7 protein-coding genes are annotated in these 11765 nt (G+C 51.7%); all 7 read left to right on the top strand.

What is annotated here, in order from left to right:
* Positions 1–7: 7 nt before the first annotated feature.
* Positions 8–886 carry a sugar phosphate isomerase/epimerase family protein gene (locus ACFPQ4_RS18730; RefSeq protein WP_378113421.1) on the top strand — a complete coding sequence of 293 codons (879 nt, stop codon included), beginning with the start codon at positions 8–10 and terminating at the stop codon, positions 884–886.
* Positions 883–1932: a Gfo/Idh/MocA family protein gene (locus ACFPQ4_RS18725; protein WP_378113420.1), complete on the top strand. Its 1050-nt coding sequence runs from the start codon at positions 883–885 to the stop codon at positions 1930–1932. The genes ACFPQ4_RS18730 and ACFPQ4_RS18725 overlap by 4 nt, the downstream gene beginning before the upstream one ends.
* 24 nt (positions 1933–1956) lie before the next feature.
* Complete coding sequence (locus tag ACFPQ4_RS18720) at positions 1957–3855, top strand: beta-L-arabinofuranosidase domain-containing protein (RefSeq protein WP_378113419.1); 1899 nt, start codon at positions 1957–1959, stop codon at positions 3853–3855.
* 44 nt (positions 3856–3899) lie between these two features.
* Positions 3900–5693: an L-fucose isomerase gene (locus ACFPQ4_RS18715; RefSeq protein WP_378113418.1), complete on the top strand. Its 1794-nt coding sequence runs from the start codon at positions 3900–3902 to the stop codon at positions 5691–5693.
* A 16-nt stretch (positions 5694–5709) separates the two neighbouring features.
* Entirely contained in the window at positions 5710–7380 is a 1671-nt protein-coding gene (locus ACFPQ4_RS18710; protein WP_378113417.1) for a ribulokinase, read from the top strand.
* Positions 7381–8303: 923 nt separating this feature from the next.
* Positions 8304–10049 (top strand): sensor histidine kinase, encoded by a 1746-nt coding sequence (locus ACFPQ4_RS18705; RefSeq protein ID WP_378113416.1) that lies wholly within the window; start codon positions 8304–8306, stop codon positions 10047–10049.
* Positions 10050–11645: a response regulator gene (locus ACFPQ4_RS18700; RefSeq protein ID WP_378113415.1), complete on the top strand. Its 1596-nt coding sequence runs from the start codon at positions 10050–10052 to the stop codon at positions 11643–11645.
* The last annotated feature ends 120 nt before the right edge of the window (positions 11646–11765 follow it).

Below are 11765 nucleotides of genomic sequence, written 5' to 3'. Positions count from 1 at the left end.
AACAATCATGAAATTAGGCGTTTTATCCATTGCTTTCGGTCAAATCGGGCACAGGGAGCTGGCACGAAAAATCAACCATTACGGCTTCGACGCAACTCACTTAGAAATGAACCACATCACCGATGTGGACTGCCGTCCTGGCAAGCTGAGCACGGGGATGGCAAACCATCTAGCGGAAGAATTTGCCCGTTACGGAGTCAACATTCCCGTTCTTGGCTGCTATGTAAACCTGATCGACAAGGATACGGAACGTCGGAAGCTCAACTTGAAGCAGTTGAAGGAGCATCTTCGTTTTGCCCGCGATTTCGGAGCAAGCACAGTCACCACGGAAACCGGTACTGCGAACGTATTGAGCCCATGGGAGCACCATCCTGACAATCAAAATGAAGAGAATTGGAACGAACTGCGTGCCGTAGTGGAGAATTTGGCGGAGGAAGCGGAGAAATGGGGAGTATTCCTCGGTTTGGAAGGTTATACGAACAATGTCATCAACACGCCGGAACGAATGGAGCGCCTGCTGCAGGAAGTCCCTTCTTCGAATCTTGGTATTGTCATGGACCCGTGCAATTATATCGATGAATCGAACAAACACAGACAGGACGATGTGATACGTGACGCAATTGCGAGACTCGGAAACCGAATCTTGATCGCCCATGCCAAAGATTTCAATTATGCAGCCAAAGACCGTGCCGATCATAGGAACGTTCAGCCGGCGGCAGGCACGGGAGAACTGAATTATCCCCTCTATATGGAGCTGTTGATGGAAGCCAAGCCATATATGAAGATTTACCTGGAGCATCTGCATGAATCGCAGATGCTCGCATCCGCCGATTATGTGAATAAAGCCCTGGAATCCGGTCGCCGGACGCAGGAGGTGCGCACATGACGGAAAATGAGCAGCTGTTGTACAAACGTCCCGTGAAATGGGATTACGGCATTGGCATCGTGGGCGCCGGCGGAATCGTTAACGGCGCTCACCTACCCGCTTATCGCAAAGCGGGGCTGAATGTGGCGGCTATTTGCGACATCAATGACGAGGCCGCCGAGCAGACGGCCGGCAGGTGGGGAGTGACGGATCATTACTCCGACTTTAGGGCGCTGCTCGAGCGCGATGATATTCAGATTATAGACATCGCCATTCCCAACGAGGGACGTATCGACATAGTCAAACAAGCCGTTGCTGCCGGGAAGCACATTTTGATCCAAAAACCGTTCGCCCACCGTTATGAACAGGCCGTGGAGATGGTTCAAGCTGCCAAAAAAGCGGGAGTGCGGCTGGCGGTTAATCAGAACGCCCGATTCGCCCCTTTCTATGCCATGGTTAAGAGAATCATCGACTCCGGCGAACTTGGCGAAATTTATCTGCTGACCCATGAGATGAGAATCAATCAGGATGCGAACATGGGGGAGACTTGGTTTTCCAAAATCCCCCACTTCCTCATCATCGATTACGAGATTCATCATATCGATTTGATGCGTTATTGGTCCGGCCAGACGCCTGTGAAAGTATATGCTTCCGTTACGAAGATGGCGGGACAGAATTTCGAAAGCGAAATGACGGCGCTCACGACGATGGAATTTGCAAGCGGCCTTCGCGCCTCGCTGATTGCCGTCGACACGCAGCAGGCCGACGATAATTTCTTCCGTTTCACGGTGGAGGGCAGCAAGGGGAGCCTGTACGGACATATTGGCAACAACTACTCGTCTCCTTCCATTGAGTACACGACAAAAGATCATCCGGGCGAACGGATTCGCCCGGCCATGGAAGGCTCATGGTTTCCGGATGCTTTTTACGGCACGATGTTCGAATTAATGAATTCTATCAATGAGCAGAGGGAAGCCTCTATCAGCGGTGAAGATAACATTCACACCCTAAGGCTACTACATGGTGTAATCGAATCGATAGAGACTCAGTCATTAGTCTATTTGTAAATACGAACGAGCGAGGCCAAATTCATGAGCACAAGGAAAACGGCATTCGAATCATTGCCGCTCGGAGCGATCAAGCCGAGCGGTTGGCTTCGGGATCAATTGCGCATTCAGGCCGATGGATTGACGGGAAATCTCGAGGAGCACTGGGCCGACGTCGGTCCAGAAAACGGCTGGCTCGGCGGCAAAGGAGAAAGCTGGGAACGCGGACCCTATTATGTGGACGGGGTGTTGCCGCTGGCCTATTTGCTGGAGGACGAGCGGCTGCTCGCCAAGGCGAAGCGTTGGGTGGAGTGGTCGCTTGCCAGCCAACGGGAAGACGGCTCGTTCGGACCGGAACGGATAGAAACCGTGAATACCGAGATCAACAAAGACTTTGACTGGTGGCATTACATGATCATGCTGAAGGTCATCACGCAATATGCGGAAGCATCGGGAGACGAGCGGGTTATACCGTTTCTGACGAAATACTTTCGCTATGTGCGGCGGTTGATCGAAAATAAGCCGCTGCAGGGGTGGGCGGAAGCCCGCGGCGCCGAGATGCTGCTGACCATCCAGTGGCTGCATCGCAGAACGAAAGAGGAGTTTCTGTTGGAACTGGCCGAGATCGTTGCGGAACAGACGACGAACTGGACGGATATATTTCACGATTTTCCTTTCTGGCGAAAGGTTGACCAGTGGGATTGGAAGACGCATGTGGTCAACGTTGCAATGGGTATTAAAGCGCCAGGCGTGCGGTATGAGTTGACCAGCGATCCGCGTGAGCAGGCCGCGGTTCATCGCGGAATCGACAGCCTGATGACCTATCACGGGCAAGCCCACGGTATGTTCTCGGGAGACGAATGGCTGTCCGGTACCGATCCAAGCCAAGGCTTAGAGCTCTGCGCGGTCGTGGAGTATATGTTCTCCATGGAGCAGCTGACGAGAGTGTTCGGCGAAGGCCGTTTCGGCGACATTCTCGAGAAGGTGACGTTTAACGCGCTGCCTGCGACGGTCTCCAAGGACTGGACGTCTCATCAGTACGACCAACAGGTTAACCAGATTCTATGCAATGTTGCGCCGCGCAATTGGTGCAATAACGCGGAAGCGAACCTGTTCGGGCTGGAGCCGAACTTCGGCTGCTGCACGTCGAATATGCACCAAGGTTGGCCGAAGTTCGTCTCGCACATGTGGATGCAGGATGGAAGCGGCGGACTTGCCGCCGTCTCTTACGCGCCATGTTTCGTGACGGCTCAAGTCGGGGTCTCCGGCGCCTCCGCCGAAGCTCGAATCGAGGTGAGCGGCGGCTATCCTTTCCGTGAGACTATTGAGATGCGGTTAGAGCTGAGCCGATCCGTTGAATGTGGGATTTCTCTGAGAATTCCTCAATGGTGCCGGGAGCCGACCCTGTCGGTGAATGGGGAGCCCATGGCATTGCATTCGTTGAACGGTTATGCCAAGGTGCAGCGGGAGTGGAATGATGGAGACCGATTGACGCTGCACCTTCCGATGACGGTGAAGACCATCTCCCGAAATTTGCTCGCAGCGAGCGTGGAAAGGGGGCCACTCATCTATGCGCTCCCTGTAGAGGAAAACTGGCAGCTGTTGAAGCAACGGGATAAGTTCCACGACTGGGAAGTTTATCCGGGGTCTGCCTGGAAATACGGGCTGCTGGCCGACAGTGAATACGTAGTCATTTTGTCTGATCGCATTGCGTACCAGCCCTTCGACGCGAGTAACTCGCCCGTCCGCCTGAAGGCTAAGGGGCAGCTCGTTCGCGAATGGAAAATGGAGGATAATAATGCCGGCACGCCACCGATGCATCCCAATACGGAAGGCCAGCCGATCGTCGATTTGGAGCTTGTGCCTTACGGTGGCGCAAAATTGCGTATTGCCGAATTTCCGTCGATCGGCCATAAGTTGGAAGCAGGACGGCATTTGAAATGAAGGCGACATCGCGGCCACACCTAATCTGGAGAGGATAATTAAAGATGAACCAATCGGCAATCTACAATCGACTGCAGGGCAGCATGCCCAAAATCGGCATTCGCCCTATCATTGACGGCCGCAGAGGGGGCATCCGCGAATCGCTGGAAGACGTTACGATGGAAATGGCCAAGCGGGCTGCTGCCTTTTTATCGGAAAATTTGCGACACAGCAATGGGCTGCCCGTGGAATGCGTGATCGCGGATACCTGCATCGGCGGAGTCGCGGAAGCAGCTTGCACCGAGGAGAAGTTCACCCGGGAGAATGTGAGGTTGACCCTTTCGGTGACGCCTTCCTGGTGTTATCCGACGGAAACGCTGGATACTCACCCGTCCAGGCCGAAGGCGATTTGGGGCTTCAACGGGACGGAGCGTCCGGGCGCGGTGTATCTGGCGGCAGCATTGAGCGCGCATAACCAGAAGGGGCTTCCCGCCTTTGCGATTTACGGGCATGACGTTCAGGATATCGGCGACACGGAGATTACGCCGGATGTGAAGGAGAAGCTGTTGCGATTCGCCAAGGCAGGTCTGGCGGTCGCGACGATGCAGGGCAAATCCTACCTGTCCATGGGTTCCGTATCGATGGGGATTGCCGGTTGCATCGTGGATGAATCTTTCTTCTTGCGTTATCTCGGCATCCGCAACGAGTATGTCGACATGACAGAATTCGTCCGCCGGATGGAGCTTGGCATTTACGACCAGGAGGAATACCGGAACGCGTTAGCCTGGGTGCGCGATCACTGCATTCCCGGTGCCGACGTGAATCCGCCACGTCTGAAACGCTCGGAGGAGCAGAAGGCCAAAGATTGGGAAACCGTCGTTAAAATGACGCTGATCGCTCGCGATCTGATGATCGGCAACCCGAAGCTGGCGCAAATGGGATACGGTGAGGAAGCGCTTGGCCATAACGCGATCGCCGCCGGCTTCCAGGGACAGCGCGCATGGACGGACTACTTCCCGACCGGCGATTTCATGGAAGCGATATTGAACTCCTCCTTCGATTGGAATGGCAACCGCGAGCCTTACATGCTCGCAACCGAGAACGATACGCTCAACAGCGTCACGATGCTGTTCGGACATCTGTTGACGAATGCCGCGCAAATTTTCGCGGACGTACGCACTTATTGGAGTCCTGAGGCGGTCAAACGCGTGACGGGACATACGCTGGAAGGCGCAACTGCTCAGGGCATCATTCATCTGATCAATTCGGGCCCTGCCGCTTTAGACGGCACGGGAAGACAGACACAAGACGGCAAACCGGCTATGAAGCCGTTCTGGGAAATTACGGATGTTGAAGTTAAGGAATGCCTGGAAGCGACGAAGTGGTGCCCGGCGGTCGATTTTTTCCGCGGTGGCGGATTCTCTACCGACTTTACTACGCGCGAAGGCATGCCGGTTACGATGGCTCGCATCAATCTCGTTGCCGGGGTCGGCCCCGTGCTGCAGTTAGCTGAAGGTTACACGGTCGAGCTACCGGATGACGTGCACGACAAGCTCGACCAGAGGAGCAATCCGACCTGGCCGACGACCTGGTTCGTGCCGAACCTGACGGGAGAACAACTTTTTAAGGACGTCTATACCGTCATGAACAACTGGGGCTCGAATCATGCGGCAGTCAGCTATGGCCATATCGGCGGCGACCTTATCACGCTCGCAGCGATGCTCCGAATTCCGGTCAGCATGCACAACGTGCCGGACGAACGGGTGTTCCGGCCGAGCGCCTGGACGGCATTCGGTGGATTGGAGCCCGTCGGAGCTGACTACCGCGCCTGCGCAGCATTCGGCCCGCTGTACAAATAAGAGAGGGGCATCAGATATGGAACGGCTCTATGCCATCGGCGTCGATTACGGCACCGAGTCGGGAAGGGCACTGCTGGTAGACATCGCCACGGGGGAGGAGATATCAACCCATGTCACCCCGTACCCCCACGGCGTGATCGAAGAGACGCTTCCCGGTTCCGGCCGGAAGCTCGGCCATGACTGGGCGCTTCAGCATCCGGATGATTATTTGGAGGTTCTGAGGCGTTCGGTGCCGGAGGTACTTCGCCTGTCGGGTGTCAGTCCGTATAGCGTGATCGGCATCGGCATTGATTTTACCGCCTGTACGATGATGCCGCTGGATGCGGAGGGCACTCCACTGTGTTTGCGGAAGGAATGGGAAGAGAATCCCCACAGCTGGGTGAAATTATGGAAGCATCACGCGGCGCAGGAAGAAGCGAACCGGATCAACGAAATCGCCGGCCTGCGGAGGGAAGCCTTCCTTCCCCTGTACGGCGGCAGGTTGTCTTCGGAATGGATGCTCGCCAAAGCGTGGCAAATCCTGAACGAAGCTCCGGAGATCTACGAACAGGCCGATATGTTTATGGAAGCTGCGGATTGGGTGGTCATGCAGATGACCGGCCTTCTCGTCCGCAACAGCTGCACGGCCGGCTACAAAGCCGTCTGGCATAAGCGCGAAGGCTATCCTTCCAAAGCGTTTCTCCGGATGCTAGATCCCCGGTTAGAGCTGCTAACCGAAGTGAAACTCAGAGGGCCGATCGCGGCGCTGGGAACGAAGGCTGGCGAGCTATGCGACTCCATGGCGGATATGATGGGTCTGCGTGCCGGAACGGCCGTGGCCGTCGGAAATATCGACGCGCATGCCATGGTGCCGGCCGTAGGAGTCGTGACGCCTGGCAAACTCGTCATGGCGATGGGTACGTCGACATGCCATCTGCTGCTGAGCGACAAGGAAGTGCTCGCAGAAGGCATCTGCGGCGTGGTGGAAGACGGGATTGTCGCCGGCTATTTCGGGTATGAAGCTGGACAGTCGGCGGTGGGCGATATTTTCGCTTGGTATGTGGAAGAGGCTGTGCCGGAGTACGTGAAGCGGCAGGCGGCCGATGAAGGCATGGGCGTGCACGAATGGCTGGAACGGCAGGCGTCGAAAGCTCGGCCTGGCGAAAGCGGCCTTCTAGCGCTGGACTGGTGGAACGGCAACCGCTCTGTGCTGATGGATGCCGATCTCACCGGCGTGGTAGTCGGGCTTACGCTCCAGACGAAGCCGGAGGAAATCTACCGGACGCTGCTCGAGGCGACGGCGTTCGGAACGCGCCAAATCATCGAGGCTTTCACTCGGAGCGGAGTGACCGTGGACGAATTATATGCCTGTGGTGGATTGCCGCAGCGCAACAAGTTGCTCATGCAGATTTACTCGGACGTGACCGGGCGGGAAATCAAAATCGCCGATTCGACCCAGACGGCGGCGCTCGGAGCGGCCATGTTCGGAGCGGTGGCGGCGGGCTCCGTGGCGGGCGGGTACGACTCCATCGTGGAAGCGGCGGAGCGGATGGCCCGGGTGCGGGAGGAAACGTTCAAGCCCATTCCGGAGCATGTGAGCGTATACGACCGGCTTTACCGCGAATATACGGAGCTGCACGATTATTTCGGTCGAGGCGGCAACGACATCTTGAAACGGTTGAAAGCGATCAAGTTCGGCCACTCCTAAGGCCGGACTTTTCCGTTCTATTCCAGGCTAAGGAAACGTACCGTGGCGTTTTCGGAGGTAACAATCCCGATTTAGGAAATACCTTGGTCGTGGATAGAAACGAGTAGGCTTTTGATAGGTAAGAGCATGAAGACGCCATAGCGACGGAGGAACGGAAGACCTGTGTTGTACATAGATTCATCTGCTGTAAGGTATACGAAGGCTGGCGAACAGTTCTTTCCGGAATCAAGTAAGGATATCAGATTGTTTGACGAGCTACCGGTTTCGTTGCGCCCCGGGCGGTTACGATCAAATAACGGACTAGCTGGAAACGATAGCTGAGGAGCTAGCCACGTGCCAGCTCCTTTTTGATTAATTGAATCGAAGGTGAATGTAGCTGCTAAAAAATGGGTTACAGATGTTAGTGTAGCCTATTTCGATTAATCTCATTTGTACCCAAAATAATTTCAATAAATCTCAATTGACAAATCTCAATTGACAATATATAAAATCTCAACCGTAGCCATAATTCCACCTGTTTTTGCTACAATTTTGTCTCATCTATAACTATTACTCACATCCAATTGAAGCAATAGCGGTGCACAAGTTCATTGAACTTGTGCGCTTTTTTATGAAAATCGAATCAGCGCAGGTGCTTGAGCTTCATTGCACGCTGAACGCATGCAAAGATAATGAAACCTTTCGTCAAAATATTGAATCGAATAGGTCGGTCGATATTGGTAAATTGAAGAAAACAGTTATCACGGGGATTTCTCTGCGACGGCTGTTTTCTCTTCTTTTGCATTAATGCTTGTTCATTATATTATGATGATAGAATGTTAGGGAGAATAGGGCTTCCTATAAGGCCAATGGAAAAAGGGGACATCGCTTTGTTGCGATTCATAGATAGCCCACTAAGATTCATGAAGCAAAGAGCATCAAATTTGAGTATTACGAATCGTATGGCTATTTTCTACATTATTATTTTGGTCTTCTCCATTGCCTTGTGCACATTGCTTTATCAACAAATTTATTATCGAATAACCTCTGACAAGATCAGCGAAGTGTCCATGCAGAACTTATATTCTATTAGGACTAGCGTGGAACAGACGATCGACAACCTCAATAATTATTCAAAAATGACGTTAGCCAATGACGATTTACAGTATACGTTGCGTAGCGGCAACATCTATACGGACTTAGTTACGCAGAAGCGAGTCCATGAATACTTGGTTCACTTAATCGAAGCGGTACCTCAGATCGAGTCCGTTTATTTTTTCGACAGCCATTCGAATGAATATATGGTGGGCAACTTAGGCATTAATCAATTTAACCTGAGCGACATCAAAGACGCCGGCTGGTACAACGAGGTGCTTGAGCATCAAGGATCTTACATTCTGAAGCTAAACGGCGGCGGTGCGTTTACCAGAGACACGAATAGCAACTTCGTTTCTATGATTCGAGTCGTACGGGATCTTAATAGTATCAAGCCTATCGGCATTCTCATTCTGAACATTCGTGAATCCGCTTTCAAGCTATCCTACAATAATATCCTCGACAAATATAAGACCGACGTTACCTTATTGGACGAGAACGATGAAAGCATCGTGAAGTCCGGCGAGGCTAGCGTGCGTGATATGGAGCACTATCTTTCTCTATCGGGCATGAAAGAATACGATTCGAGAATCGAGAAGCGAAATGGCGCGCAGTACCTCTACTCCCATCTTCACGATAGTAATAACAACTGGAAGTTAGTTAGCGTAATGCCCATTGAAGAGTTATTAAGCGAATCGAGATCCGTTAGTTGGGTCGGTCTTCTCATTATTCTCGTGAATGGAATTTTGTTATTCATTGGTTCCATCTTTATTTCGCGTATACTCACCAATCCGATTAAGAAGCTGTTAAGGTCCATGAGAAGCATCGAAAGAGGAGAGTTCAAGCAAGTCGATATTAAAGCAGGCCACAACGAGATCGGCAGACTAAGAGACGGCTACAATATGATGATCCATGAAATCCAGAAGCTGATCGGGCGGGTTATCGAAGAGCATAATTTCAAGAGAAAAGCCGAATTGAATTTGTTGCAAGCCCAGATTAGACCGCATTTTCTATACAACACGCTCGATTCAATCAATTCTCTAGCGATCTCGGGCCGAACGGAGGCCGTGAGCGAGATCGTTGAAGCTTTGGGCCAGTATTATAGAATCAGCTTGAGCAAGGGGAAAGAAGTTATCACCATCGGGGAAGAGATCGAAGGCGTGCGGAATTACTTAAAGATTCAAAAGATTAGGTACGGAGACATGTTCGACGTCAGCTTCGATATTGATGAGCGTGTGCTGGATCGAAAAATTCTCAAGCTTATTCTCCAACCGCTTGTCGAGAACGCCTTGTATCATGGAATCAGAGCCCAGGGGGAACCCGGAACGATCCAAATAAGCGCCAAGTACGCCCCGGACTTCATCTTGCTAACGGTGGAGGATGACGGAGCGGGAATGAGCGAGGAATCGCTGCGCAAGCTGTTGGATGACGAACTGAATGCCAACGCAGCTAGCTTTGGCGTTAAAGGAACGTTGGAACGGTTGCGTATTTTCTATGGCGTCGATCAAATTTGCACGTTCGAAAGCCGCGTCGGAAGCGGAACCAAGGTGACCATCAAGATCCCTAATGCGGAGAGAAACGAGGATGCCATCTAAATGATCAAAATCATGCTCGTAGACGATGAAGTTCTCATTCGAGACTTAATCAAGAATAGAATCCGGTGGGCGGAGCTCGGCATGGAAATCGTATGCGAGGCTTCGAGCGCTCGCGAGGCGCTTGCTTTGGTCGAGCGGTATGAACCCGATATTATAATAACGGACATCTGTATGCCCGTTATGGATGGTATCGAGCTTAGCGCTCAGGTGTTGGCCGGGCGTCCTCATGTGAAGATCGTGGTGCTGACCGGCCATGAAGAGTTCGAATATGCGAAGCGAAGCATCAACGCGGGAATCTCGGATTTCTTGCTAAAGCCGATTAACGGGCAAGAGATCGAGCGCGTCGCTCTCAAGCTTAAGGAAAAGCTGGGAGAAGAGAATAGCAAAAAGCGCGAGCTCGAAGCATTAAAGAAGAGGTTGACGGAACATCTTCCGTTCTTAAAAGAAAAGTTCCTACACGAATTGGTCCATCAGGATATTGACAGTGAGGAACTAAAGGAGTCATTGGCTTATTATCATTTGAATTTTCAGAGGGAAGTCGAGCATTATCAGATTGCAATCTTGGAGGCCGAGGGTTCGGATTTAGTAGACCATCCGGGAGAAGAGCAGAGACTTCTATTCGGATTGCAATGCAAGGACTTAATCGACCAACACTTTAAGGACTATGCGTTCATCCATAGCTATTCCGAGAACGATAAACGGATAGTTCTCTTATGCAACGATCCTACTGCGGATATGGTCGATTGCTGCGAATCGATCAAGGGCATGCTCATCGACCGGTTACCATGCGTCGTGAATATCGGTATCGGTAATAGAGTCGGAGATTTGAAAAATCTAAAACACTCGTACAAAAATGCGCTAGAAGCGCTCGAGTATAAAATCATCGTCGGCAAAAATCAGGTCGTCAGCTACGATGAATTGGTTTTCCTGGCTGAAGATCATGCTGCTCCCCAACCGGAGGGACTAGATCAATTAAAGTTTTATATCAAGACCGGATTAGCCGACAAGGCGCAGCACTCCATCGAGGAGCTATTTAAGGAATTCGGCAATATGCCGAATCATACACTGGACGGCATTCGATTAGTTGCCCTGGATGCAGTATCCGCTTGCTTGCACGTTCTTAACGAATTAGGCATCAACCACTCGGCCGTGTGGGTGGACAGGCTGCAACCGTTCCAATCCGTCTTGAAATCGGATACGTTGCCTGAGATCAAACAATATTTGAAGGAAATGAGTTTGGGCATCATCGCTCAAATTAATGGTCTGAATACGAAAAAAGTCAACATTGTCGTTAGACAGATCAAGGAGCATTTGGCCGACAATATGGCGGATGCCGAGTTGTCTCCTTCCGGAATCGCAAAAGCCTTTTATTTGAATCAAAGCCATCTGAGCCGCTTGTTTAAACAGGAGACAGGGCAGACTTTCGTTGAATATTTGACGAGAATTCGATTGGAAAAAGCGATAGAGCTGCTTAAGCAAACGGATATGAAGGTGTATCAGATCGGAGAAAAAGTCGGGATTCCCGATCCCCACTACTTCAGCATCGTGTTTAAAAAATTCACGGGAAAATCGATCAACGACTATAGAAAAATGTAGCTTTGACGGTTGGCTTAGCGTCAACCGTCTTTAAATTGCGCGCCGAACGCATGCAAAAATAATGAAACCTTACGTCAAAATATTGAATCGAATAGGCTTGTCGAAATTGGTAAATTGAGT

This window comes from Cohnella yongneupensis (assembly GCF_042655785.1).
GTDB lineage: Bacteria > Bacillota > Bacilli > Paenibacillales > Paenibacillaceae > Cohnella > Cohnella yongneupensis.
Note: the sequence above shows the minus strand (reverse complement) of the source record. Positions and strands in the feature narration are given on the sequence as shown.

Excerpts from the sequence above, each read along its gene's own strand:
- ACFPQ4_RS18720 (WP_378113419.1), top strand. The coding sequence starts at position 1,957 with ATGAGCACAAGGAAAACGGCATTCGAATCATTGCCGCTCGGAGCGATC.
- ACFPQ4_RS18730 (WP_378113421.1), top strand. The coding sequence starts at position 8 with ATGAAATTAGGCGTTTTATCCATTGCTTTCGGTCAAATCGGGCACAGG.
- ACFPQ4_RS18725 (WP_378113420.1), top strand. The coding sequence starts at position 883 with ATGACGGAAAATGAGCAGCTGTTGTACAAACGTCCCGTGAAATGGGAT.
- ACFPQ4_RS18715 (WP_378113418.1), top strand. The coding sequence starts at position 3,900 with ATGAACCAATCGGCAATCTACAATCGACTGCAGGGCAGCATGCCCAAA.
- ACFPQ4_RS18700 (WP_378113415.1), top strand. The coding sequence starts at position 10,050 with ATGATCAAAATCATGCTCGTAGACGATGAAGTTCTCATTCGAGACTTA.
- ACFPQ4_RS18710 (WP_378113417.1), top strand. The coding sequence starts at position 5,710 with ATGGAACGGCTCTATGCCATCGGCGTCGATTACGGCACCGAGTCGGGA.